The organism is Gordonia sp. J1A (assembly GCF_055393515.1).
The window spans coordinates 2,097,439-2,121,170 of sequence record NZ_AP041607.1; the positions used below are offsets into that span (position 1 = coordinate 2,097,439).

The following is a 23,732-nucleotide window of genomic DNA, read 5'->3' on the forward strand; positions in this document are numbered from 1 at the left end:
TCGCGATTCGCCGTGGCCTCGAAGGTTCCGCTGGTCTCTAGGAGTGAGACATTCGGTAGGACGTCGGATCGCCGTCCACGGGGGCCACTGGGAATCGCCGGCGCGCTCGCGCCATGGGCGCTGCCGCTGCAGCGAGATGTACTGTCTGCCAGTTCACTGGTCGATTCCCTTCTCTCGTGCGGCTCCGGACGGCACAGAGGATCTCCGCACCGCGTGATGTACTTCTGTACTGTATGCGCGCCGCCAACGGCGCACAACTTATTTTCTACCTGCGGTTTCGCCGCGTCGGCGCCCGGGGAGGGCGGCATCGATCACGTCAAGGATCCGCGCCCCGATCACGTCTGCCCGCTCCGCTCCGAAGCCGCGCACCTTCGCCAGCTCGTCGATCGAAGTCGGCACCGCAGTGGCGATCGAGCGGATCATCGACACGCTCATCACGTTGACCGCCGAGATACCCTCGGACTCGGCGAAGTCCTTGCGCCAGGCGGTCAGCGCGGCGAGGACGTCGGGATCGGGGTCGCGGCGCTCGGGCAGCGGATCGAGGTCGGCGGCCGGATTCGGCACCAGTGCCTCGAGGAATCGGGAACGCCGACGCTTGGCGCCCCGCCCCTCCCCTCTCGAAAGACTCCACGACAGGTGCAGGTGTTCACGTGCCCGCGTGACACCAACATAGAAGAGCCTGCGCTCCTCTTCGACTTCTTCGGTGGTCTTGGACGCACGCCCGAGCGGCATCGATCCCTCATGCAGTCCGGTCAGGAACACCGCATCCCATTCGAGGCCCTTGGCCGCGTGCATCGACGACAGCGTGACGCCCGCACCGACCGGCGCGTGTCGCATCCGCGACCGCTCTTCGAGCCTTGCCACCAGTCCGGCGAAGTCCAGTTCTGGTGACTCCCCGGCGATCGACTCCACGATCTCCATCAGACGCAGCAGCTGTTGCCATCGCGCACGCGCGTTGGCGCCCTTCGGCTCGGACTCGGTGAGCCCGACGGAGTGCAGCGCATGCCGCACGGCGTCCACCGGCGCCATCGGCGGGGGTGCGGCCCCCGCCGCCAGAGACGTCAGGCGCCGCATCCCCGCCACGATCTCGGGCCGCTCGAAGAAGCTCTGCGCGCCGCGGACCTGGTAGTCGATCCCCGCCTCCGACAGCGCCTCCTCGTAAGCCTCGGACTGAGCGTTGACCCGGTAGAGCACCGCGATCTCCGAGGCCGGGACACCGGTGCGGATCAACGACCGGATCTTCGCCACCACTCCGACCACTTCGGCGATCTCGTCGTCGAATCCGGCGAAGACCGGTTCCGGTCCCGACGGCCGTTGGCCCACGAGTTTGAGCCGCGTGCCCGCGATGCGGCCGCGGGCCTTGCCGATGACCGCGTTCGCCAGACTCACGACCTCCGGAGTGGAGCGGTAGTCGCGCTGCAGTCGCACCAGCGTGGCCTCCGGGTACCGGCGGGTGAAGTCGAGCAGGTACGTCGGCGTCGCGCCGGTGAAACTGTAGATGGTCTGATTCGCGTCGCCGACGACGGTGAGGTCGTCGCGTCCGCCGAGCCATGCGTCGAGCAGGTCTTGCTGGATGGGAGTGACGTCCTGGTATTCGTCCACCACGAAGCTGCGGTAGCGGGACCGGAACTCTTCGGCGATCGACGGGTCCGACCGCAGGATCGTGGTGGTGAAGGTGAGCAGATCCTCGAAATCGAGCAGTCGGTCGCCGTTCGGCGCGACTTTGGCCGCCTCATACGCGGAGAACACCTGCGCGACCGTCGCAGGGTCGGCCGGAAGGTCGCGGTGGGTGCGTCGCGCCGCCTCCGCATACTGCCCCGGACCCAGACCCGACGACTTCGCCCATTCGATCTCCGACGCCAGATCCCGCAGCAGATCGCGGTCGGCGACGTCGAGGCCCAATTCGCGCGAGACTCTACCGACCATCCGGAACTTGTGCTCCAGCAGTTCCCAGCGCATGTCGCCCATCGCCATCGGCCAGAAGTAGCGGAGCTGGCGCATGGCGGCGGCGTGGAAGGTCTGGGCGGCGATCCGGTTGCCGGGTCCGGCGACGCCGAGCGACTCCAGCCGTTCCCTCATCTCCGCGGCCGCTCGCGCGGTGAACGTGACGGCCAGCACCTGCTCGGGGTTCACCTGCCCGGAGTCGACCAGATGCGCTATCCGCCGGGTGATGGTGCGCGTCTTGCCGGTACCCGCGCCGGCGAGCACGCAGACGGGTCCTCGGGGCGCGAGAACCGCTTCGAGCTGTTCTGGATCAAGGCCTGAGGTGACTCCGCCTTCCGCCGCTGGATGCCCGATCACTGTCATGCCTACTACGTTCTCATGCCCCTGCGACACTGCTCGTCTCCGCAGTTCAGAGCCGGTTCCTCAGTGTCGTGGGAGCCCAGCCGGCGGCCCGAGCCCCCGCGCTGGGCCGTCCTACAGCCTGCCGAGCCTGCTCATCACCTCGCCGACGGACGGGTTGGTCGCCGTAGACCCGTCGGCGTAGAGAGCGGTCGGAACGACGTGGTTGCCGCCGTTGACGCTGCCGACGAACTCGGCGGCGTCCGGGTCGGCCTCGATGTCGATCTCGGTCCACTCCACGCCGTTGCGTTCCAGACCGGCCTTCAGCCGGTTGCAGAACGGACACCAGGAGGTGGTGTACAGAGTCAGTTCCGGGTTCGCTGCCGCATCACTCATGCCGCAATCTCAGCACATTCCGGGAGTCGTCGGAGGCGCGGGGTATCAGCGCCTCGGTGCCCGAGCCCAACCGGTGATGAGGCTCCGTGCGATCGATACCGATCCCGGCAGCATCAGCCGCGAGCCGGGGTTGTCGGCGCCCCAGTCGTCTTCGCGCGCCAGCGCCTCGAGCACCTCGTCCCGGTGGAACCACTTCGCGTCGCCCAACTCGCCGTCGCGGAAGGTCAGCGGTTCGGCGGGGTCGCCGAGCGCCTCGAAACCCAGCATCAGCGACCTCGGGAACGGCCACGGCTGCGAGCCCAGGTATTGCGGCGAGTGGACCCGGATCCCCGCCTCCTCGAACACCTCGCGCCGAACGCACTGCTCCAGCGACTCTCCCGGCTCGACGAAACCCGCCAGCGTGGAGAACCAACGGTCGGGCCACACGGCCTGCCGGCCGAGAAGGACACGGTCGGCTCCGTCGTGCACGAGCATGATCACCGCCGGGTCCGTGCGCGGATACTCCTCGGCACCCGAACCGCCGTCGCGGCGCAGCCAACCGCCCTGCACGAGATCGAGCGGGCGGCCGTCGACCGGCGAGAACTGCGCGGTGCGGTGCCAGTTCAGCACCCCCAGCGCTGTCGCCAGCAGTCCCGCCTCGTCGGCGGAGAGCAGATGGGCGCCTGTTCGCGGATCGGCCACCGGCTCGTGAACCTCATCCACCCGAACGGCCCACAGATCGCAGTCCGCCACCCCCAGGAAGACCGCTCCCGCGACCGGTTCAGCACCGTACTCCGCGGCCCGCGCCCATCGCAGCGCGCCGCGGTCGGTGACCGGATAGCGGCCGCGGTGGTCCACCGGCAGGACGCGCGCCTGCGCCCATCCCGCAGCGAGACGCTCCGGGTCTTTGCGCACCTGGTCGGCGCGGTCGATCTCCGCCCGCGACAGCAGCGGCGGTTCGACGAGCTCGAACGAGGCCATCAGACCGATCCGCCCTGGCGGACGTACAGCAGTCGGTCGCCGACCTCGATCTCCTCGACGCGTTCGTCTCCGACCCGGTACAGCTTGCCGTCGCGCACCACACCGAGGACCAGATCCTTGGTGTGCGCCGGTGAACCGCCGGTCTCCGACGGTTCCACCTCACGTTCGGCGATCGCATAACCCTCTTCTGGGCTGAGCAGATCCTCCACCACCTCCACCACGGACGGGGTGATGGTGGCGATGCCGAGGAGACGACCGGCGGTCTCCGACGAGACCACGACGGAGTCGGCGCCCGACTGCCGCATCAGGTGGGTGTTCTCGGCCTCGTTGATCGACGCAACGATCTTGGCGCGCGGATTGATCTCGCGTGCGGTCAGCGTCGCCAGCACCGCGGTGTCGTCTCGGTTGGCGGCCACCACGATCGCGGAGGCGTGCTGGACGCCGGCGAGCCGCAGCACGTCGGACTTGGTGGCGTCGCCGCGGACGGTGACCAGACCGTGAGCACTCGCCGATTCGAGCGCGTTCGGGTCCTTGTCGACCACGACGATCTCGGCGGGCTTGACGCCGTCGGCGATCACCGCGTCGATCGCTGTGCGCCCCTTGGTGCCGTAGCCGATGACGATGGTGTGGTTGCGCACCCGATTCCTCCAGCTCTGAATCTTGATCGCCTGCCGCGAACGCTCGGTCAGGACTTCGAGGGTCGTACCGATCAGCACGATCAGGAACAGCACGCGCAGCGGGGTGATGAAGACGATGTTGACCAATCGTGCCGACTCGGTGATCGGAGTGACGTCGCCGTAACCGGTGGTCGACAGGGTGACCGCCGAATAGTACAGCGCGTCGATATAGCTCATCGGGACGTCGCGGGCGTCGTGGTATCCGTCGCGATCCAGATAGACCACCACCGAGCAGACGAGCAGCGCGGTCAAAGCCCACGCCACGCGCCTGCCGATCGCCCGCGCCGGGCTCTTCTCATGCTCCGGGATCCGGACGACGCCGACGAGCGCGTAGTCCGGCTCGTCCACCAGTCCGCCGCCGCGCCGCCGCCGTAACCGCTCACGCACGGGAACTCCACCTCGCCCGCGCCGACTGTGACATCACGCATGGGAGGCTACTGCATGGACCGGACCGCCGACGGTCAGCGGTCACGATGGCAGCGGTCACGATGCGCCCGGGTCGGCGAGGATCCGCGCGAGTTCATCGGGGCCGGGGAGATCGGCCGGTTCCAGAGTGAAGTCGTGCCGCACGTAGACGAAGGCCGCCCGCACCTTCTCTAGGGGGATTCCCGACAGCTGAGACCACGCGACACGATAGGCGGCCAACTGAACGAACAGCGGCTTGCGCCGCGCCGGCTCGGGTACGGCGCCGGTCTTCCAGTCGACGATCAACGCGCCGTCGCCGTCTGCGAAGACCGCGTCCATCCGCCCGCGGACCACCGTCGATCCGATGACCGTCTCGAAGCCGACCTCCACCTCCAGCGGCGTGCGGTCGGCCCACTCGGAGGCGAGGAACCGGCTGCGCAACAGATCCAGATCGTCCTCGGCGGGTCCGGCTGTCGCGTCGGCGGCTCCCGGAAGCTCGTCGACGTCGAGCAGCCGCGTGGCGCCGAACCTGCGCTCGACCCAGGCGTGAAACGCCGTACCGCGTCGTGCCATGGGGTTGGGGCGATACGGGACGGGCCGCCGGAGACGGGCCGCGAATGCCTCCTGGTCGGAGTCGAGTTCCACCAATTGACTCACCGAGAGGTGTCCCGGCAGTTCCACGTCCACCGTCGTCTCCCCCGCCCGCGCGTGCTCCTCGAGCAGGACGGCCACTTCGCGCTGCCACTCGCGCGCGTCCACATCCGCCGGCTCGGTATCGGCGACGGCGAACAATGCCCGCTCGGCGCGGGCGGCGTCGACCAGTTCGGCGGCCGCGATCATCGGAGCACGCCGGTCGCCGAGGAGGTCCACCGGCCAGGCGACGCTGATCTGTTGCTCGGTGAGAGGGTTGGCGGCATCCGGTGCGGGCGGCGGCGCGTCGACGTCGATGTGCAAGCCCGAGGGTTCCACCTCGTCGGAGGCACGGCCGGCCGCGGCGTCGGCGACGAGTTCGGCCAGCTCGATGTAGAACTCCGAACCACCGCGCGGCTTGTCTCCCGATTCCGACCAGTGATGCGCGGAGACGAGCAGTGTGTGCTTGGCGCGGGTGAGCGCGACGTACAGCAGGCGACGGTCCTCTTCGAGCCGCCGTCGGCCGATCGCCTCCTTATGCGCGTCGATCGCCGCCTCGAGTTCCTTGCGGTCGCCGACGTCGGTGAGGTCGAGCGGCGGGAAGCCCTCGTCACCGTCGCGTGCGAGATCTCCGCGCAACTCCGCGGGCAGTTCCCGCGCCGAGCCGAGCCAGGTGGTCTCCGCCTTTCCACTCGGGAAGATCCGCTCGGCCACGTGCGGCAGCGCCACCACATCCCATTCGAGGCCCTTCGCCGCATGCACGGTCAGGATCTGGACCCGCTGCTGCGCCACTTCCACCTGCCCGGCTTCGAGTCCCTTCTCGACGGTCTCGGCGGCGTCGAGGAAGGCGAGCAACCCGGGGAGAGTCGCCCCCGGACGCTCGGCGTAGTGGGTCACGTACTCGGCGAAGGCGTCGAGGTGTTCACGCCCGGTGACCTCGCCGCGCATCCGGCGCGCACGGATCTGCGCCTCCACCGCCACGCCGATCGTCTGTTCGACGTCGGCCACCAGCTCGGGCAGCGGTTGGCCGATCCGTCGTCGCAATCCGTCGAGCTGCCTGCCGAAGGTCGTGATCCGTTCGTATCCGGCCGCACTGTAGCGGGAGGCGTCGCCCGGGTCGGCGAGCGCATCGCACAGTCCCGCCGAGTCGACGGCCTCGCCCGGCAACGCCGCGTCCAGGGCCTCGTCGAGCGCCTCCCGGCTGGTGACGGCACCGGTGGTCGGCGCACCGACGCCCGCGGCGAGCTCGCGCGCGCGGCGCCACAGCGCGGCGAGATCCGCCGCCCCCAGCTGCCATCGTGCACCGGTGAGCAGTCGCATCGCGGCGGTGCCGGCCATCGGATCGGCCATCAGTCGCAGCGTCGCAACGATGTCGGTGATCTCCGGAACGTGCAGCAGTCCGCCGATGCCGACCACTTCGGCCGGGATGCCCCGCCGTTCCAGTTCCGCGGCGAGCGGCGCCGAATCCTCGTTGCGTCGCACGAGGATCGCGGTGGTCGGCGGCGCGACCCCGTCCCGCTGAGCGGACGTGTAGTAGTCCTCGATGCGGTCGGCGATCCATGATCGCTCCTCGACGACGGTCTCGGTGAGTGCCAGGCGAACCGTGCCCGCGGGCGCGTCGGGACGGGCTCGCAGGACGCTCACCGGCACGCCCCGGCGTCGTAACTCCTCCGAGGTCCGATTCGCCAAGTAGAGGGCACCGCGGCAGTTCCGCCAACTGGTCAGCAGCTCCCGGCGATGAGCGTCCCTGCTGTCCGGGCGCGGGAAGTCGCGGGCGAAGCGCGGGAGGTTGGCTGCCGAGGCACCACGCCAGCCGTATATCGACTGGATCGGATCGCCGACGGCCGTGACCGCGATCGCCCGCCTGCCGCCGACCGAATGCCCGCCGAACAACACCGACAGCAGAATCCGCTGTGAGTGGCCGGTGTCCTGGTACTCGTCCAGCAGAACCGCCTTGATACCGGCGCGCTCGGCGTCGACGACCTCGGGATGCTCCGACACCAGTCGGGCGGCCAGCGACATCTGACTGCCGAAATCAAGCGCACCCTGCGCCGCCATCGCCTCGCGGAGCGCCGACACCAGCGGAATCAACTCCCGGCGTTCGTCGATGACCGCCTGGATGTCGCGGAGCTTCTTGTTGGGTTCGGCGCGCTGCCCCGGCCCCTTCGGGAGGGTGTCGACCAAGCGATACAGGTCGGTACCCGCCGCCCGCAGATCGTCGACGCCGACCAGATGCTCTGCCATCTCCGAATAGAGGCGCAAGACCGCCTCCGTTACCGACGCGGGAACCTTCGTGGTCTTCAGCTCACCCGGCCACGACGCGACCACCGAGAACGCCAACTGCCACAGTTCGGTCTCGCTGAGGAGAGTGGCCGTGGGTTCCACGGGCAACAGCAGCCCGTAATCGGCGATGAGACGGCCCGCATAAGCGTGATACGTGCTCACCTCCGCGTCCGCGCTGCGCAACCGGCTCGCCAACTCGCCGCCCGGATCCCATTCGAGCAGAGCCGGGCTCCCCGCGAGCATCGACAGCCGGCGTCGGATTCGGGCGGCGAGCTCGCTCGCCGCCTTGCGGGTGAACGTGAGGCCGAGCACCTCCTCCGGTCCCACGAGCCGGTTCGCCACCAGCCACACCACGCGGGAAGCCATGGTCTCGGTCTTTCCCGCGCCCGCGCCGGCCACCACGAGCATCGGCTCCAGCGGAGCCTCGATCACCTCCACCTGTTCCGGGGTCGGCGGCGGCAGTCCCAAGGCGGATGCCAGCGACCGCGCCCCGATCCTCGGCGCCCGCCTCGACCTCTCTTCCCGGACCAACGAATCAGTCATCGATGACCGCCTTCCCCCGCAGCTGCGCGGGGCACGACTGCGACAGCGAACAGTGTCCGCACCCGCTGTTCGGCGTCGCTGCGAAGACCGGTCCCACGCTGGCACGCGCGGCCTCCCGAACCACTGCGATCCACTCCTCCACCTGCTCCGGCGTCAGCGGCGGCTGCACACGCTCGGCCGCACCGGTGGTCTTGTTCGCATTCGCGACGTACACGAGCCGACCGCCACCGGGGTCAGCGGCAACCCTCGTCGCTGCGCTCGCCCGGACCCCACCCAACTTCAACGCCAACTGGTAGGACGCCAGCTGCGGGTGGATCTCGGCATCGGCGGCGCGGATCGGCGTCTTACCGGTCTTGACGTCGACCACCACCGGCCGACCCGAGCCGTCCGTCTCCAGCCGGTCGATGCGGCCCACCAACCGCACCGGCAGCAACGCGTTCCCCGCCTCGTCGACGCCCGCGGGCAGCGTGGCGTCCACCTCCACCTCGACACCGGCCTCGGTGAGCTCGGCCCGGGACAGCCGCAGCCAGTCGCGGAAGTTGGTGAGCATGCCTTCGGCCCGCTCCAACTCGCGCGCGCTGTACCACTGGGCAGGAGACGAGCCCCTCCCCCAGACCTCGTGCAGCGCCTCGGTGACCTCTGCGCGATCCATGTCGCCGGCCACCGCCTGCACCAGCGTGTGCACCAGAGTTCCGGTGACCGCTTGTTCGGCGTCGCCGTCACGCCCGCCGTGCCGCTCCAGCACCCATCGAAGCGAGCACTTGGTCAAGGCCTCCACGTTGGACGGCGAGAGCGTGCGAGGACCGTCGTCCGCCGTCCACAGAGGCTTCTGCGTGCTCGGTCCCATCAGACCGAACCAGTCGGCCGGAGCCGCGCCCGGCACCCCGGCCTGAGCCAGATCGGCGAGCAGCGCCGCCGCCACTCGCGTCCGCTCGTCGGGTCCGCCGTCGGCGTCCGCGCCGGACACCACCACCGCCCGCAGTTCGGCGACGAGCGACGGCAGCGACAGCACGCGCCTGACACCGGGATCGATCGGCACTTCCTCGTCGGCGTCTTCGCCGCCGTCTGCGTCGGCGCCGTAGCCGCCGACCGCGTCGGCCAGTTCCGGGACGAACCGCGACGGCGATGCGTCGCCGCTGCCGTCCTCGACCGCCGTGACCAGCAACCGCGACCGTGCCCGGCTGCATGCCACGAGCAGCAGTCGCCGCTCGTCTGCGAGCATCACCGAACCGCGCGCGATGGTGTCGACGGCGTCGGCGCCCACTCCGCTCAACAGGTCGATCAACGCGGGTGTCCCCAGCACGCTGCCCCGGCTGCGCAGCGACGGCCACAGACCGTCGAGCACACCCGGCACCGCGACCACCTCCCATTCGCGGCCGGTCGCGGCGTGTGCCGACACCACCGCGACCGCCTCCGTGCCCGACACCGCGATCCGCGACTCGCGCGGGATCTGGAGTTGGCCGAGGTAATCGACGAAGCCCAATACCCCGGCAGCCGGAAGGTTGTCGGCGAAGGTCCCCGCCGCCTCGAACATGGCGAGCATCGCGTCCAAGTCCCGGTCGGCTTGGTCGCCGCCGCGTCCGCCCCGCAGCGATTGCGCGGTCCACCTCCGCTCGAGTCCGCTGGCCCGCCAGGCGCGCCACAGAGTCTCCTCCACGCCGACGCCTGCCGCCTCCGCCGCTCGCGCGGCGTCCACCGCCTTGCACACCTGCTTGAGAGCGATCGCCTCGAAGTCCGTGAGACCGGCCAGATAGACGTCCATCAGGTCGGCATCGCCCAGGGCCGCGGCGAGCGAGCTCAGCGAATCGGCATCTCGACCGCGCGCTTCGTCGATGCGCCGGATTCCCCTGCGGAGCCGACGCAGACCGGACGGATCGGCGGATCCGACCGGTCCGGTGAGCAACGACACCACCTCGTCGGCGTCCAGCGGCGGCCCGCCCCCAGCCACCCGGAGAATCAACATGAACGCCACGACCGCACGTTGCCGATGGATCGGGACGTCGGTGGCGGGCGTGGCCATCGGCACCCCCGCCGAGGAGAACGCCCGCCGCAGCGCGGGCAGTGCTCTGGGCACCGACCGCACCACGACCGCCATCTCCGACCACGGCACCCCGTCGAAGAGGTGGGCGCGCCGCATCATGTCCGCCACCGCCGTCGCTTCCTTCGCCGCGGACGAGAAGACCCGGACGTCGGCGTGTCCACGGCGGGCCGCGTCATCGCCTCGGTCGGCCGGTTCGGGATAGCCGTGGGGCCGGCTCCCCGGAAGCCGCCGCGCGAGCGCGCGCCCGACCGCGTTCACCGCGGGCGAACCCCGGTAGTCGGTCGTCAATTCCACGTCTCGTTCCGGATCGTCCTCGGTGAGCCCGTCCGCGAACGCCGGATCCGCGCCGCGGAACCCGAACACGGACTGATCGGTGTCCGACGTGACCACCGTCGAGTCGGCGCCGGTCCCGATCAAGCGCACCAGGAACGCAGCCTGGGGGTCGAGGTGTTGGGCGTCGTCGACCAGGACATGACGGATGCGCTGCCGCTGTCCGGCGAGGACCTCGGGGTCGGTGGCGAACGCCGACAGCGCGGAACCGATCAGCTCGGCGGCGTCGACCGCGGTCACACTCGCCTCGGGTGCATCGAGCCCGACCGCCCCGCGCAGCAGCATTCCCTCCTCGTACTGGCGGAAGGCATGTCCCGCGGCCACCCACTCCGGCCGGTTGTGCCGGCGTCCGAGCTCGGCGAGATCGTCCGGTCCCAACCCGCGTTCGGCGGCCCGCATCATCAGGTCGCGCAGTGCCTGCGCGAAACCGTCGGTCGTCAGCGCCGGTCGCAGCCATTCCGGCCAGTACTCGGCACCGTCCTCCACATCGCCGGCGAGCAGTTCGCGCAAGATGACGTCCTGCTCCGATCCGGTGATCAGCCGCGGCGGCGGATTGCCGTGCGCCGACGCCTGCAGCCGCAGCACCGCGAAGGCGTACGAGTGAACCGTCCGCACCAGCGGCTCCCGCAGGGCCCCGCCCAGACTCCCGCCCGCCGAGAGCACACGCCGGGTGATCTCCGACCGCAGCTCACCGGCGGCCCGACGATTCGCCGCCAGCACCAGCACCGACTCCGGGTGTACCTCCGGGTCGAGCAGCCGCGCCACCGCCGCGTCGACGATCAGCGACGTCTTGCCCGTTCCCGGACCGCCGTGCACGCGCCAGGGCCGCCAGGGCCGCGAGGGATCGGCGCGGTGCCGTCCCCCGATCACCGCCGACGCCGACGCCGGCCACGACCGCACGCCGTCCGCCGGGGCGGGCGCGGCGACGAGTCGGGTGCTGGGACGGGTCATGAACCTATGGAAGCACGCGCCTCCGACAGTCCCGGTGGCGGAAGTCCCCATTAGAGTCGAGGCATGCCCGGACCCGCCTCGCCGACGCGCACGCTGCACACGCACCTGTTCGGTACCGACGATCCCGGCGCGCCTGCGGTACTGGCGGTTCACGGCCTCACCGGGCACGGGCGCCGCTGGGAGCAGATGGCCGCCGACCACCTGCCCGGCACACGGGTGGTGGCGCCCGACCTGCTCGGTCACGGCCGCAGCCCTTGGGAGCCGCCGTGGAGCATCATCGAACACGCCGATGCGCTCGGCGCGGCCCTCGACGCTCATGTCCCCGTCGGGCAGGCAGTCGTCGCGGTGGCCCACTCCTTCGGATGCGCGGTGACCCTGGCCCTCGCCGAGCGCCGGCCGGATGCGTTTCGCGGCCTCGTCCTGCTCGATCCGGCCCAAGGTCTCGACCCCGAACGGGCCCGGTTCATCGCCGAGACGTCGATGGCGAACTGGGGCTACCAGGACGCCGACGACGCCAGAGCCGCCAAGCGGATGGAGGGCTGGAGTGCGGTGCCCGCCGACGTGCTCGACGCCGAGATCGCCGAACACCTGGTTCCGGCGGCCGGCGGACGCGTGGCCTGGCGAGTGTCGGCCCCGGCCGCCGCGACCGCGTGGAGCGAGATGAGCGGCGCCTTCCGTCTCCCGCCCGCCGGCATCCCGACGCACGTCGTGGTCGCCGAGCGGGTGCAGCCGCCCTTCGTCCGGCAGGAGTTCCTCGCCGCCTGCGCCGCCGAGCGCGCGGACACGGTGACGGTGCACCGCGTCGACACCGAGCACATGATCCCGTTCCTCGTCCCCGACTTCTGCGCCGCGCTGGTGCGCGACCTGCTGTAGCCGTGGCCGCGGTCACCGAGGATCAGGTGGCGGCGGTACGGGCCCTGGTCGCCGCCATCCCACCGGGAGCGGTGAGCACCTACGGCGACCTCGCCGCCGCCGCGGGACTGTCCAGCCCGCGCATCGTCGGGTGGATCATGCGGACCGACTCGGCAGACCTGCCGTGGCATCGGGTGGTTCCGGCCTCCGGCCGTCCCGCGCCGGGCCTGCGTGCGCGGCAATTGACTCGACTGCGCGAAGAAGGCGTCCGAATCGTCGACGACCGCATCGATCTGAAGTCGCACCGGATGCGCCCCGACGGTCCGGGACCGACGGGAGTTCCGGACTAAACCATCATCCGGACGAGGTCGACGACCCTGAGAAGTCCGGGCAGCGCACCGGCGGTCGACCGCGGATGCATGCCGTGGACGGCGAGCCGGAACATGACCGCGCGCAGCAGCATCTGCGGCCACTCCGGGTGATTCGACCACCGCTCCACCAGGTCCTCGCCGGCACCGCCCCATGCGAGCGCGTCGACGACCACCACGGCCGCGGCCCACGACGCGGGACGCCAGTACGGAACGATGTCCGTGATCGCCGGAGCTGCGGCACCCGCGAACAACACCGTGCCGAAAAGGTCGCCGTGCACCACTTGGGACGGCAGGTCGACGGGTCGGCGGAGACTCCCGAGGATCTTCAGTTCGGCGAGACTGCGCTCCCCGTCCTCGCTCGTCGGCTCCGGCATTCCCGCGGCGCGCGCCGTCCGCAGCGGAACGTCCTCCCAGGCGGCCCTGTCTGCCGCGACGAAGACGTCGACGTCGTTGAACGGCGGCGCGGGCGGCTGCAGCATGAAGCGGGGTCGTTCGAGTTTGGCCGTCGCCGCGTGCAGCCGGTCAGCGAGCGCCACGACCTCGTCGTACCGGGGTTCGGGACTGCCCGCGACATAGGTGTCGGCCCGCCAGCCGGACACCACGTAACGGCCGTCGGTGGCGCGGATGGGCCGCGCGATCCGCATTCCCTCGACATACAGGTTCTCTCGCGCAGTGGCCGACCATGCGGCGCGCGCGTGATCGGGAACCAGCGTCAGGACCACCTCGCCGACGCGCCATCCGGTGCCGTCCATCGCGATGGGCGGATGCGCGGTGAGGCCGAACGTGGTCAACACCTGTTCGGGCGGCTCGACAATCATGGTCACGTCCGTCAGATTACCCAGGACGCCTGACGTTCCCGGGCAGCGACACCGGTCCAGTCAGAGGCTCTGCACCAGTTCGCTCACCACCGGCGGCACCGCACACGCCAGAGCGAAGCCGAGCGGAAAGACCAGTGCCAGCATGCGCGCGGTACCGGTCAGCCGAACGGCGATCGCCGCCGCCGACCCGGCCACGGCCAGCACGCACGCCCCGATGTACGTCCACAGCGGGTCGAGGCCGGGCACGAGCACCGGGATGAGGAACCACAGCGGGACGGCAGCCATCAGGCCCGTCGCCACCCCGGCCGCAGCCACCGCCGCCGTGTTGAACGCGGCGGGCAGCAGTGCTCTCGGTCGCCTGGTCATGTCGCCGATTGTGACAGCCGCGCTCAGTAGACCGGCATGGTCGGATCGATCTGCGCGGCCCACGCCACGATGCCGCCCTGCAGGTGTGCGGCGTCGTCGAACCCGGATCTCTTGAGTGCGGCGAGCGCCTCCGCCGATCGGATTCCGGTCTTGCAATACAGCACGATCGGCCGATCGTGCGGCAGGTCTCCAATTGCACGTCCCGACAGGATCTCTCCCTTCGGGATCAGCTGTGCGCCCGCGATGCGATTGATCTCGAACTCCACCGGCTCGCGGACGTCGATCAGCGCGGGCGGCGCCTCCGAACGCAGCGCCGCGTCGACCTGCGCCGGGGTGAGGGTGGACCCGGCGGCCGCCGCAGCGGCCTCGTCGGTCACCACGCCGCAGAACTCGTCGTAGTCGATCAGTGCGGTCACCGGCCGTCCCTGCGGATCCTTGCGGAGGCGCACGGTCCGGTAGGTCATCTCGAGCGCGTCGTACACCATCAGCCTGCCGAGCAGCGGTTCACCGATGCCGCAGATCAGTTTCACCGCCTCGGTCGCCATGATCGAGCCGATCGACGCGCACAGCACTCCGAGGACGCCGCCTTCGGCGCAGGACGGTACCGAGCCCGGGGGCGGCGCCTGCGGATAGAGGTCGCGATAGTTGACGCCGCGACCGTCGGGAGCGTTCTCCCAGAACACCGACACCTGCCCCTGGAACCGGTAGATCGATCCCCACACGTAGGGCTTCCCGGCCAGCAGCGCGGCGTCGTTCACCAGATATCGCGTCGCGAAGTTGTCGGTGCCGTCGAGGATCAGGTCGTACTCCGAGAACAGGTCGACCGCGTCCTTCGCCTCCAGCCGCCGGTTGTGCAGCCGGACGTCGACGAACGGGTTCAGTTCGGCGATCGAGTCGCGCGCGCTCTCGGTCTTGAGTCGGCCGACGTCGCCCAGCCCGTGAATGATCTGGCGCTGCAGATTGGACGTGTCGACCACGTCGAAGTCGACGATGCCGATGGTGCCGACTCCGGCCGCCGCGAGGTAGAGCAGAGTCGGAGACCCCAGCCCGCCCGCGCCCATCACCAGCACCTTGGCGTTCTTCAGCCGCTTCTGCCCGGTGACGCCGACGTCCGGGATGATGAGGTGCCTGCTGTAGCGCGCGACCTCGTCCCGGCTCAGTTCGGCTGCCGGTTCCACCAGTGGCGGCAAGGACGACATTCTTCAGACCTCCGTCTCCGATCCCGAATACGTCCCAGCCATCCCGTCAGCGGGCGGTGGTCAGTTCGCGGGGAAGGGCCAGGCGTTCGGTTTGCAGACCAGCGTACGGTCGGCCTCCATGTCCGGGTCGAGCGCCATGATCTGCGCATTCGCGGTACCGAAGGTCTGCTGCATCATGATCGGCGCGAGCGCACCGTTCTCCTTGCACGGCTGGTGCTTCTCATATCCGATGCCGTGACCGGTCTCGTGGTTGATGAGGTACTGGCGGTACGTCAGATCGTCGCCCTGGAAGGCCTGCGCGCCGCGCACCCACCGCGCCTCGTTGATCACCACGCGCTTGTCGGGCGGATAGAAGCATGAGGTCTCCAGCTTGATCTGATATCCACACAGTTCGCGGGCGGTGTCGGTCGACGTGAGCGAGATCCGTAGATCCGGCTCGCCGGTGTCGATGCGGCGGAAGGAGACGCGGCCGTCACCGATCCAGCTCTTCTTATTCGCCAGCGTCGTGTCGACGAGTTTCGCGAAGGCCTGGTCGCCGCCGTAGTCCTGCGGCGACAGTCCCTTCTCCGCCTCGACCGTGTACGTGTAGACCTGCTTGGCCGTGCCCAGCTTGTCGCCGGTGCCGCGCACCACGCGGTAGACCTCGTCTCCCTTGCGCGTGAACGGACCGCCTCCGGGCAGGGCGCCGGCGGGCAGCGCCGCCTCCTGGATCTGCCCGGTCGGGGCGCCGATCGGCGTCGTCTCGTCCTGCACGTGGGTGTTGCGTACGTCGTCACCGGTAGCGGCGGTCTTGTCGACCGCGGTGTCGCCGTCATTGCGGACGGTCATCACTAGCAGCACCACGGTGAGTACGGCCAGCACCGGAATGGCGTAGGCGCGCCAGCCGTATGTGCTGACGAACCGCCCCAGGGTGCTGCGCTTGCGCCGCTCCACCCGCTCGGAGCGCGACCGTCCGCTGTCGGAGATCGGATCCCAGCGGGCACGCAGCGGCTGGTCGGGCCGCGGGCGGCGGGGACGCTGCGCCCCGTTGTCTGGTGTACCGGTCACGCCACAACTTTCTCATAGATGCCCCCTCTCACCTCGCATCCACCCTCGGCCGCGATCCGGATGAGTGTGATCTGAAGCGCTCCGAGTATCCTTTGGGAATGTCGTCTCCCAGTTCCCAGACGTCGGCTCCGGCCGCAGCCGGGCGCTCGAGCACGCGCCTTCCGCGAAGTGCACGCCGCCGCCAGCTTCTCGACGCCGCCAGTGAGATCTTCGTCGAGCGCGGCTATCACTCCGCCGGAATGGATGAGATCGCGATTCACGCCGGTGTGAGCAAGCCGGTCCTGTACCAGCACTTCCCGTCGAAGCTCGACCTCTACATCGCCGTGGTCGATTCGCACGCGGAGAAGCTCGTCGCCGACGTGAACCGGGCGCTGCTGACCACCGTCGACAACCGCCGTCGTGTCCTCGCGGCTGTCGAGGCGTTCTTCGACTTCATCGACGACGACAACTCCGGATACCGCCTCATCTTCGCCTCCGACGCCATGGACCCGGCCGTGATCCGGCGTGTGGAAGGCGCCACCGAGGCCTGCGTCGACGCCGTCCACGGTCTCGTCATGCAGGATTCGGGGATGGATCCGTACCGGTCCCGGATGCTCGCCGCGGGACTGGTCGGTGCGAGTGTCGTGAACGCTCGGTACTGGGTGGACGCTAGCCGCCCCATCGACAAGGCCAGCGCGGTGGAGATCACCGCGGCGCTGCTCTGGGGCGGTCTGGCCGGCATTCCCCGCCAGACTCCGGGCGACGACTGAGAACTTCCGAGAACCGGTCCGTCTACATGGACCGGTAGACGGCGCTCTCGAAGCCGAGAGCGTGGCGCAGGGCGGCGGGGTCTGCGAACGGCAGTACCTGACAGGCCCACATCCCGGCGATGTCCGCGGACCGATCGATCCAGAAGTACAGGTTGGCCAGGCCGGCCCAGGCGAGTGAACCCGCACTCCGGCCCGTCGGCGCAGCGTCGTCGTTCACCATGAACGTGTAGGCCCACGACTTCGGCAGACCCGGGAAGAACTCGGCGTCGTGCGTGATCACCGGGTCGACGCCCCGCAACGCCGTGACCCGCTGCCCCTCGGCGAGACCGTTGCGAGCCGCCCACTCGACGGTGTCGCTGCGGAGCACGCGCCCACCGTCGCCCGCCCCGCCGCGCAGCCACATGCGGAGGAATCGGATGTAGTCCGGAACTGTGGAGTACAGGCCCTGACCACCCATCTGGACCTCGGGGTTCTGCGGCATGACGATGCCGGTGGCTTTGAGCGAACCGTCCGGCCTGCGCAGATGCACGGCGGCGCGGCGCTCCTGCATGGCATCGGTGAGCAGGAATCCCGAATCGTCCATGCCCAGCGGGGCGAAGACCCGCTCAGCGAGAACCTCCCCCAGCCGTGCGCCGCGTACTGCTTCGACCACGAGCCCGGCCCAGTCCATGTTCGATCCGTAGTTCCAGCGCGTACCCGGGTCGAACAGCAGCGGCGTCATCAGTGACGCACGCGTCGCCGTCACCACATCCGGGTAATGGCCCTGCCGCACCAGGGAGCGGTAGTTCTCGTCGAAGAACGGATAGGCGAATCCGGCCGTGTGGAGCAGCAGCATCCGAGTGGTAACCGGCGTCGCTGCCGAACGGATCCGCGGACTCCCGTCGGGCTCGAAACCGTCCAGCACGCCGATCTCGGCGATCTCCGGCACGTACTGCGCAGCCGGCGCGTCGAGGTCGATCAGCCCCTCCTCGACGCACTGCAGCACGGCCGTGCCGGTCAGCGGCTTGCTAGCCGAGTACAGGGCGACGACCGTGTCGGCCGTCATCGGGCGGCCCTCGGCGACGCTCGTGCTCCCCGCCGCGCCGGTGAAGACCGTCTCCCTCGCGTCGGTCACCGAGGCGACGACGCCCGGCACCCGGTCGGAGTCCGGACCGGTCACCGCATCGTCGAGCAACGCCCTGAGTCGGTCGGAGTCGACTCCGCTCATCGAGCTCAGGCCGCCCCGAAGCCGACCCGTCGGTTCTCGGCGCTGCCGACCTCCACGTAGGCGATCTTGGCTGCCGGGACCAGCACGCGCGATCCCTTGTCATCGGTCAGCGACAGCACGGCGTCGGTTCCGCTCAGCGCGCGGTCGGCGGCCGCGTACACGTCATCGGCCTTGTCCGGGCAGGTGAATGCCAACTCGCGCGGGCTGTTCTCGATACCGATCTTGACTTCAACGCTCATAACTTCGGAATCCTACTCGTCACGCCAGCGACAGCTCGGCCATGCGCTGCCCGTGGCGAGCCGCCATGTTGTCGAAGAATGCGGCGGCGTTGGCAAGCGTCGCATCACCTTCGAAGAGCAGCGCCATCACGTCTTCCTCCTCGGCGAGAACCCACTGCATGTGCGTGATCGCCTCACCCAGCAATCGACGGCCCCACAGCGCCAGCGGCGACGCCACGGCCGGATCGGCGGCGACCGCCGCCCGCACCTGGTCGACGGCGAACTGCGACGAACCGGTCTCGGCCATCACCGATTTCATCGTCGGACGCACCTCTTCGGGCATCACATCGGCCATCTCGGCGTAGAAGTCGGCGGCCAGACCGTCACCGACGTGCATCTTGACCAGCACCTCGAGCCACGACGTCGGTGTCGTCACGCGGTGATACTCGTCGAACACCCGGGCGTGCGCGGCCACTGCTTCCTCGGGTGCGCCGCCGTCCGAGCGGATCTGCTCGGCCAACACCTCGAAGTGGCCCATCTCGGCCGCGATCAGTCGCGCGATTGCGATGCGGTCGGCAGTCGTCGGCGCCATCGCGGACTCTTCGATCAGGCGATAGCACGCGGCGAACTCGCCCGCGAGAAGGACTTCGTAGAGCTTGCGAATGGCCGCTGCGTTGTTCGACATGCAAGTCAGAGTATGCAAGGCGGTACACTCGGAGACAGACGAGTCGCCGTTCCGCTCGCCGAATGCACGTTCATGGGCACCGCGCGGCCACTTCGAGCGGCCCGTCGGACATTGAGCGCGCACCTGCGAAGGGCCTCCGGGCCCGGCCGCCGAGGGTCCGGACTAACGATCAGGACCCCGTGGCCTCTCTTGTGTGCGTGCGCGAACACCCGCGAGAGGCTTGAACTGCATATGACCATTGATCCCACGGTGGGCGAAGCCACCGACGACGTCCAGACGACGATCGTCGACGAGGAGCACACCGCCCCGACCTTCGCCGAACTCGGCGTCGACCCCGCGATCGTCGCCGCCCTCGAGGCCGACGGCAAGACCCGTACCTTCGCGATCCAGGAACTCACCCTGCCGCTGGCGCTGGCCGGCTCCGATCTGATCGGTCAGGCGCGCACCGGCATGGGCAAGACCTACGGATTCGGCATCCCGCTGATGCACCGGCTCGCCAACGCCGAGGCGACCGGCCTGCGCGCACTCGACAACACTCCGCGCGCCCTCGTCATCGTGCCGACCCGCGAACTCTGCGTCCAGGTCACCGAAGACCTCGAGACCGCCGCCAAGGGCGTCGACGTCACGCTCTCGAACGGCACCGTTCGCCCGATGAAGATCACGTCGATCTACGGCGGCCGCCCCTACGAGCAGCAGATCGCCGAACTCCAGGCCGGCGTCGACGTCGTCGTGGGCACGCCGGGACGCCTCCTCGACCTCGCGCAGCAGGGACACCTCGTCCTCGGCAAGGTCGGAGTGCTCGTGCTCGACGAGGCCGACGAGATGCTCGACCTCGGCTTCCTTCCGGACATCGAGCGGATCATGGGAGCCCTGCCCACCGACCGGCAGACGATGCTGTTCTCGGCCACCATGCCGGGTCCGATCGTCACCCTGGCGCGGACCTTCCTGAACCGCCCGACGCACATCCGCGCCGAGCACGCGAACGACTCCGCGGTGCATGAGCGGACCACCCAGTACGTCTACCGCGCCCACGCAATGGACAAGGCCGAACTGGTGGCCCGTGTGCTGCAGGCGGAGGGCCGTGGCGCGACGATGATCTTCACCCGCACCAAGCGCACCGCGCAGAAGGTGGCCGACGACCTCGCCGAGCGTGGCTTCTCGGTGGGCGCGGTGCACGGCGACCTCGGCCAGGTTGCCCGTGAGAAGGCGCTGAACAAGTTCCGTGACGGCAAGATCGACGTACTGGTGGCCACCGATGTCGCGGCGCGCGGCATCGACGTCGATGACGTCACCCACGTCATCAACTACCAGTGCCCGGACGACGACAAGACCTACGTGCATCGCATCGGACGCACCGGGCGCGCCGGGCGCACCGGCATCGCGATCACCCTTGTGGACTGGGACGAACTGCATCGCTGGGAGCTGATCGACAAGGCGCTCGGCCTCGGCATGCCCGACCCGGCGGAGACCTACTCCACCTCCGAGCATCTGCGCGAGGATCTGGGCATCCCCGCGGACGCCAACGGCCGTATCGGCGCCCCGGAGCGTTCGTCCGACGAACGGCGGGAGCCGCGCGCGCCGCGCGCCGATCGTCCCAAGCGTGAGCGGCGTCGCACCAGGGGCGGCAAGCCCGCCGGCGCCGAGGGCGCCACGACCGCATCATCGGCGGACGACGCCGAGCAGGCGGAGAAGAGTTCCGCCGCCTCGACCGAGCAGCCGGAGGCCGATGGTGAGGCCAAGCGGCCGCGCCGCCGCCGTCGTCGTCGCAGCGGTGGTGCGAAGTCCGGTGAGGGCAGTGACGGCGCTTCGCGCGACGCAGCGCCCGCGGCAGCGGCCGAGTAGCTCCGCCCGGACGCTTTTCGCATACCCTCGCGAGAATGGGACGGATCAAACCCGAACGGCGCACCCGCACCGACCTCATCGTGACCGCGTTGATCGCGGCGATCGTGGTCGCGGCGGGTGTCGCCGTCTGGTGGACCAGCCCCGCCCGCCATACCGAGTCGGTGACCGCGACGACACCCGCTCCGGTCCAGCTGCCGGCTGAGAACGTTCCGCGCGAGATCTCGGTCCGTTGGTCCGCGCAGTCGGACGTCACCACTGTCCCGCAGATCACCCGCGACTCCCTGGTGACCGCGTCCGGCGGCACGGTGGTCGCGCATCGGCTGAGCGACGGAAGCGACCTCTGGAGCTACCGGCGGAATCTGCCGCTGTGCGCGGCGGCCGCGGGATGGACCGGCGGCGACAACGACGTGCTCGCGGTGTACCGGAACAGCCGGGGTTGCAGCGAGGTCACATCGTTGCGAGGTTCCGACGGTGCTCGTCACGCCGCCCGCACCAGTGACGCCGACGACACCGTCCACCTCTCCATCGATACCGCCTACGCCCTCCTGTACGGCCCGACGCGCCTCGAGACGTGGGGTTCGAATCTGGTGCGCGGCATCGAGTACGGGCGTGTCACGGCACCGGTGAACCCCGACGTGGCGCCCGACCGCACCCATTGCCGGCTGTACTCTGCGGTCTCCGGTGCGGATCGGGTGGCGATCGTGGAGCGATGCGATGACGATCCCGGCTACCGGCTGACGGTGCTCAGTTCGAATCTGACCAGCGACGAGAAGATCCGCCAGTGGGGTTCGACCCTGATCACCACATCGGCAGCGGGTCCCGCTCCCCGAGTGGTGGCGGCGACCGATTCCACGATCGTGGTCTACGACGGCGGCGCCGACCCGTCCGGTTCCGTCGGCGGCCCGCAGGGACCGCGTCTGCGCCTGTTCACACCGCAAGCCGAGAGCCGAAGCGAACACCCGGTGGCCGGTGACGCCCAGGTTCCCGAGCGGAGCGATCCGATCATCGATCAGGGTGTCGTCTCGTTCTGGACCGGCAAGGCCACCGTGGTACTGGACGCCTCGAATGGAAACCCGATGTTCCAGGTGACAGATGCCATCGGACCCGGGGCGGTGATGGCGGGGCAACTGCTGGTGCCGATGCCAGGGGCCATCAGCGTGCGCCGGGTGTTCGACGGCCACGAGGAGTTCAGCATTCCGGTGGATCGCGGTCAGGTGGTCGGACCGGTGGCGCTGCGCGTGCTCGGCGATACGATCCTCGAGCAGCGGGGCACGCAGGTCGTCGCATTGCGCTGAGTGTGACAGGGCCGCTGTCCTCTGCACTGAGAATCGCGGGGCGCGACGACCGTCTTCCATCTGAGTCCGGCGGGTGCAGATTCTTCGGTTGTCCGGCGTGGTGGATGGTGTTCAGGCGCCAGGGTCCGTTAGTGGTGGCTGGTCGCCAGGCCATGCGTCCGGCGTCGGGTCCGTCGGGTCCGTCGGTGAGGATGGTGGTCTCCCATTGTCCGCGGTTGGTGCCGACGGCGCGGTTGTGGCGCCCGCACGCGGCGCCGAGAGCATCGACGTCGGTACGTCCGGCCGGGGTGATCCAGTCCGGTGCGTGATGGGCCTGGGTTTGGGCGAAGGGGCGGTCGCAGCCGGGGGCGGTGCAGCCGGGGGCGGTGCAGCCGCGGTCGCGGGCGAACAACGCCAACCGCTGCGCCTTACTCGCAAATCGAGCCCCGCGGCCTTGGTAGAGGATCTCGCTGGTGTGATTCCGGAACACGGCCAGGTGCGGCACAGCCTCGGCGGCGAGCCGGACTAACTCGCCGATCGGCACACGGGTGCCGGTGGCGGTCAGGGAGATGCCGGCGTGGGCGGCGAGTTCCTGATCGGTGACGGTGATGACCAACTCGGCTGGTATCCGGCTCGGTGCACCCAGCCCGCCGTGGGCGAGAACGTAATCACACAACGCCAGCAACGCATCATGCGTGCGCTGAGCGGCACTGCGCAGATCCCGACCCCGCGCCGCCGCCAAAGCCTCAGCGTCGATGCTCTCGGCGTCGATGGTGCCGGTGGGCGAATCCGGGTCGGTGGGGTTGTTCATCCCGGGCGCGGCCCAGGCGGTCAAGATCACCTCGAACTTCGCCCGCAACTCCGGAGTCATCGCGCCGCGGACCTTGCTCATCAACTGGCGGTCTTGCGGGAGGATCGTGATTCCGCGTTGGCGTTGCCGGTCGACGTGATCGCTCTCCTGACCATCCGGATCCAGATGGGCGAGCAGCCGGTCACCGACCTTGCCCAGATCATCCGGATTCAACCCAGCCGCAGCCTGAGCGAGTTCGGCCTCCGCACGGGCCTTGACCTCCGGCGAGATGCAGCCCGGTACTTTCGCCAGCACCGCGGAGATCACTAACGCGTGTTCGGCGCCGACAGTCCCGGCCGCCACCGCAGCAGCGGTCGCCGGCTTCCGGGGAGGCAGCGTCTGCCCTTGGAAGTTGGAGAACTCGCCGATCGCCTCGGCCATCCGGAGCCGTCGACTCGCCTCGCGGGTTCCGAGCCGCAGCCCTTGAGAGAGGTATTGGTGCGGATTCAGATAGCCGGCGGTTCGGTGAGCGTTGCGGTCGGAGACCTCCACCAGCAGCGCAGCGGAGATGCCGTCCCAGCGGCGCCGGATCCGTTCGGCGGTCTGTGTGTGGGCCAGCAGTTCCGGTTCGGTCTCCGGCGACAGGGAGGTCTCGGCGAGTTTGACCGCCGCTGCATCGATCAATGCCAACAACTCTGCAGGCCGGTCCGGCAGTGCCGGTGGCGACGACAGTGGCGATCGAATCGGTCATCGGATCAGTCATCGCCGCCACCTCCCCCGAGCGTTTCAGCTGGTCAAAGCATATTTGCTTGACC

General features: G+C 69.5%; 19 protein-coding genes. 5 read left to right on the top strand and 14 right to left on the bottom strand.

The features are described 5' to 3' along the window. Nucleotides 1-258: 258 nt before the first annotated feature. The 6 genes from ACZ5QD_RS09865 to ACZ5QD_RS09890 form a co-directional block, all read right to left on the bottom strand. Entirely contained in the window at nt 259-2,307 is a 2,049-nt protein-coding gene (locus tag ACZ5QD_RS09865) for an ATP-dependent helicase (protein WP_006895506.1), read from the bottom strand. 111 nt (nt 2,308-2,418) lie between these two features. Continuing rightward, nucleotides 2,419-2,679: a mycoredoxin gene (locus ACZ5QD_RS09870; protein ID WP_006895507.1), complete on the bottom strand. Its 261-nt coding sequence runs from the start codon at nt 2,677-2,679 to the stop codon at nt 2,419-2,421. 45 nt (nt 2,680-2,724) lie between these two features. Beyond that, nucleotides 2,725-3,639, bottom strand: a complete 915-nt coding sequence (gene nudC / locus ACZ5QD_RS09875) for an NAD(+) diphosphatase (RefSeq protein WP_006895508.1) — start codon at nt 3,637-3,639, stop codon at nt 2,725-2,727. After that, nucleotides 3,639-4,703 carry a potassium channel family protein gene (locus ACZ5QD_RS09880; protein ID WP_006895509.1) on the bottom strand — a complete coding sequence of 355 codons (1,065 nt, stop codon included), beginning with the start codon at nt 4,701-4,703 and terminating at the stop codon, nt 3,639-3,641. Before ACZ5QD_RS09880 ends, nudC begins: the two co-directional genes overlap by 1 nt. A gap of 96 nt (nt 4,704-4,799) precedes the next feature. Then, a complete protein-coding gene (locus tag ACZ5QD_RS09885) occupies nt 4,800-8,177 on the bottom strand; it encodes an ATP-dependent helicase (protein ID WP_062368005.1) in 3,378 nt (1,125 codons plus the stop codon). Next, the gene (locus ACZ5QD_RS09890; protein ID WP_464366714.1) at nt 8,170-11,499 is read right to left on the bottom strand and encodes an ATP-dependent helicase; all 3,330 of its coding nucleotides are present in this window, start codon (nt 11,497-11,499) and stop codon (nt 8,170-8,172) included. The genes ACZ5QD_RS09885 and ACZ5QD_RS09890 overlap by 8 nt, the downstream gene beginning before the upstream one ends. Before the next feature lie 63 nt (nt 11,500-11,562). Here ACZ5QD_RS09890 and ACZ5QD_RS09895 point away from each other — a divergent pair, with 63 nt between their 5' ends. Together ACZ5QD_RS09895 and ACZ5QD_RS09900 are read left to right on the top strand one after the other, a co-directional pair. Next, nucleotides 11,563-12,372: an alpha/beta hydrolase gene (locus ACZ5QD_RS09895; RefSeq protein ID WP_006895512.1), complete on the top strand. Its 810-nt coding sequence runs from the start codon at nt 11,563-11,565 to the stop codon at nt 12,370-12,372. A gap of 2 nt (nt 12,373-12,374) precedes the next feature. Beyond that, a complete protein-coding gene (locus ACZ5QD_RS09900) occupies nt 12,375-12,701 on the top strand; it encodes an MGMT family protein (protein WP_464366715.1) in 327 nt (108 codons plus the stop codon). On the opposite strand, the gene ACZ5QD_RS09905 is transcribed toward ACZ5QD_RS09900, so the two are convergent. The 4 genes from ACZ5QD_RS09905 to ACZ5QD_RS09920 are packed head-to-tail and all read right to left on the bottom strand — an operon-like array spanning nt 12,698 to nt 16,152. Next, the gene (locus ACZ5QD_RS09905) at nt 12,698-13,540 is read right to left on the bottom strand and encodes a TIGR02569 family protein (RefSeq protein WP_006895514.1); all 843 of its coding nucleotides are present in this window, start codon (nt 13,538-13,540) and stop codon (nt 12,698-12,700) included. The two genes, ACZ5QD_RS09900 and ACZ5QD_RS09905, sit on opposite strands and share 4 nt — an antisense overlap. 60 nt (nt 13,541-13,600) lie before the next feature. Next, nucleotides 13,601-13,906, bottom strand: coding sequence for a hypothetical protein (locus ACZ5QD_RS09910; RefSeq protein WP_045539964.1), 306 nt, complete (start codon nt 13,904-13,906; stop codon nt 13,601-13,603). Between the two features lie 23 nt (nt 13,907-13,929). Continuing rightward, on the bottom strand, nt 13,930-15,105 hold the full coding sequence (gene moeZ, locus ACZ5QD_RS09915) for an adenylyltransferase/sulfurtransferase MoeZ (protein ID WP_045539966.1): 1,176 nt from the start codon (nt 15,103-15,105) through the stop codon (nt 13,930-13,932). Between the two features lie 60 nt (nt 15,106-15,165). Further along, nucleotides 15,166-16,152, bottom strand: a complete 987-nt coding sequence (locus ACZ5QD_RS09920; RefSeq protein ID WP_045539968.1) for a DUF3152 domain-containing protein — start codon at nt 16,150-16,152, stop codon at nt 15,166-15,168. A gap of 98 nt (nt 16,153-16,250) precedes the next feature. On the opposite strand from ACZ5QD_RS09920, the gene ACZ5QD_RS09925 reads away from it, so the two are divergent. Further along, a complete protein-coding gene (locus ACZ5QD_RS09925; RefSeq protein WP_006895518.1) occupies nt 16,251-16,901 on the top strand; it encodes a TetR/AcrR family transcriptional regulator in 651 nt (216 codons plus the stop codon). A gap of 22 nt (nt 16,902-16,923) precedes the next feature. On the opposite strand, the gene acmB is transcribed toward ACZ5QD_RS09925, so the two are convergent. Genes acmB through ACZ5QD_RS09940 form a run of 3 tightly spaced genes read right to left on the bottom strand, consistent with a single transcriptional unit; the run spans nt 16,924 to nt 19,011 of the window. Then, the gene (gene acmB, locus ACZ5QD_RS09930) at nt 16,924-18,108 is read right to left on the bottom strand and encodes a methyl acetate hydrolase AcmB (protein ID WP_464366716.1); all 1,185 of its coding nucleotides are present in this window, start codon (nt 18,106-18,108) and stop codon (nt 16,924-16,926) included. A gap of 5 nt (nt 18,109-18,113) precedes the next feature. Continuing rightward, a complete protein-coding gene (locus ACZ5QD_RS09935; protein ID WP_045539973.1) occupies nt 18,114-18,347 on the bottom strand; it encodes a DUF3107 domain-containing protein in 234 nt (77 codons plus the stop codon). 19 nt (nt 18,348-18,366) lie between these two features. Further along, nucleotides 18,367-19,011 carry a ferritin-like fold-containing protein gene (locus ACZ5QD_RS09940; protein ID WP_006895521.1) on the bottom strand — a complete coding sequence of 215 codons (645 nt, stop codon included), beginning with the start codon at nt 19,009-19,011 and terminating at the stop codon, nt 18,367-18,369. Nucleotides 19,012-19,242: 231 nt separating this feature from the next. Between ACZ5QD_RS09940 and ACZ5QD_RS09945 the strand changes: the two genes are divergently transcribed. Next, entirely contained in the window at nt 19,243-20,853 is a 1,611-nt protein-coding gene (locus ACZ5QD_RS09945; RefSeq protein WP_222111178.1) for a DEAD/DEAH box helicase, read from the top strand. Nucleotides 20,854-20,888: 35 nt separating this feature from the next. Next, the gene (locus tag ACZ5QD_RS09950; RefSeq protein ID WP_464366717.1) at nt 20,889-22,148 is read left to right on the top strand and encodes an Rv3212 family protein; all 1,260 of its coding nucleotides are present in this window, start codon (nt 20,889-20,891) and stop codon (nt 22,146-22,148) included. Here ACZ5QD_RS09950 and ACZ5QD_RS09955 read toward each other — a convergent pair. Further along, nucleotides 22,042-23,601, bottom strand: coding sequence for a DUF222 domain-containing protein (locus tag ACZ5QD_RS09955; protein ID WP_464366718.1), 1,560 nt, complete (start codon nt 23,599-23,601; stop codon nt 22,042-22,044). The genes ACZ5QD_RS09950 and ACZ5QD_RS09955 overlap by 107 nt on opposite strands. Between the last annotated feature and the right edge of the window lie 131 nt (nt 23,602-23,732).

Excerpts from the sequence above, each read along its gene's own strand:
- ACZ5QD_RS09935 (WP_045539973.1), bottom strand. The coding sequence starts at position 18,347 with ATGAGCGTTGAAGTCAAGATCGGTATCGAGAACAGCCCGCGCGAGTTG.
- ACZ5QD_RS09945 (WP_222111178.1), top strand. The coding sequence starts at position 19,243 with ATGACCATTGATCCCACGGTGGGCGAAGCCACCGACGACGTCCAGACG.
- acmB (WP_464366716.1), bottom strand. The coding sequence starts at position 18,108 with ATGAGCGGAGTCGACTCCGACCGACTCAGGGCGTTGCTCGACGATGCG.
- ACZ5QD_RS09910 (WP_045539964.1), bottom strand. The coding sequence starts at position 13,906 with ATGACCAGGCGACCGAGAGCACTGCTGCCCGCCGCGTTCAACACGGCG.
- ACZ5QD_RS09885 (WP_062368005.1), bottom strand. The coding sequence starts at position 8,177 with ATGACTGATTCGTTGGTCCGGGAAGAGAGGTCGAGGCGGGCGCCGAGG.
- moeZ (WP_045539966.1), bottom strand. The coding sequence starts at position 15,105 with ATGTCGTCCTTGCCGCCACTGGTGGAACCGGCAGCCGAACTGAGCCGG.
- ACZ5QD_RS09905 (WP_006895514.1), bottom strand. The coding sequence starts at position 13,540 with ATGATTGTCGAGCCGCCCGAACAGGTGTTGACCACGTTCGGCCTCACC.
- ACZ5QD_RS09950 (WP_464366717.1), top strand. The coding sequence starts at position 20,889 with ATGGGACGGATCAAACCCGAACGGCGCACCCGCACCGACCTCATCGTG.
- nudC (WP_006895508.1), bottom strand. The coding sequence starts at position 3,639 with ATGGCCTCGTTCGAGCTCGTCGAACCGCCGCTGCTGTCGCGGGCGGAG.
- ACZ5QD_RS09870 (WP_006895507.1), bottom strand. The coding sequence starts at position 2,679 with ATGAGTGATGCGGCAGCGAACCCGGAACTGACTCTGTACACCACCTCC.
- ACZ5QD_RS09925 (WP_006895518.1), top strand. The coding sequence starts at position 16,251 with ATGTCGTCTCCCAGTTCCCAGACGTCGGCTCCGGCCGCAGCCGGGCGC.
- ACZ5QD_RS09865 (WP_006895506.1), bottom strand. The coding sequence starts at position 2,307 with ATGACAGTGATCGGGCATCCAGCGGCGGAAGGCGGAGTCACCTCAGGC.
- ACZ5QD_RS09940 (WP_006895521.1), bottom strand. The coding sequence starts at position 19,011 with ATGTCGAACAACGCAGCGGCCATTCGCAAGCTCTACGAAGTCCTTCTC.
- ACZ5QD_RS09895 (WP_006895512.1), top strand. The coding sequence starts at position 11,563 with ATGCCCGGACCCGCCTCGCCGACGCGCACGCTGCACACGCACCTGTTC.
- ACZ5QD_RS09890 (WP_464366714.1), bottom strand. The coding sequence starts at position 11,499 with ATGACCCGTCCCAGCACCCGACTCGTCGCCGCGCCCGCCCCGGCGGAC.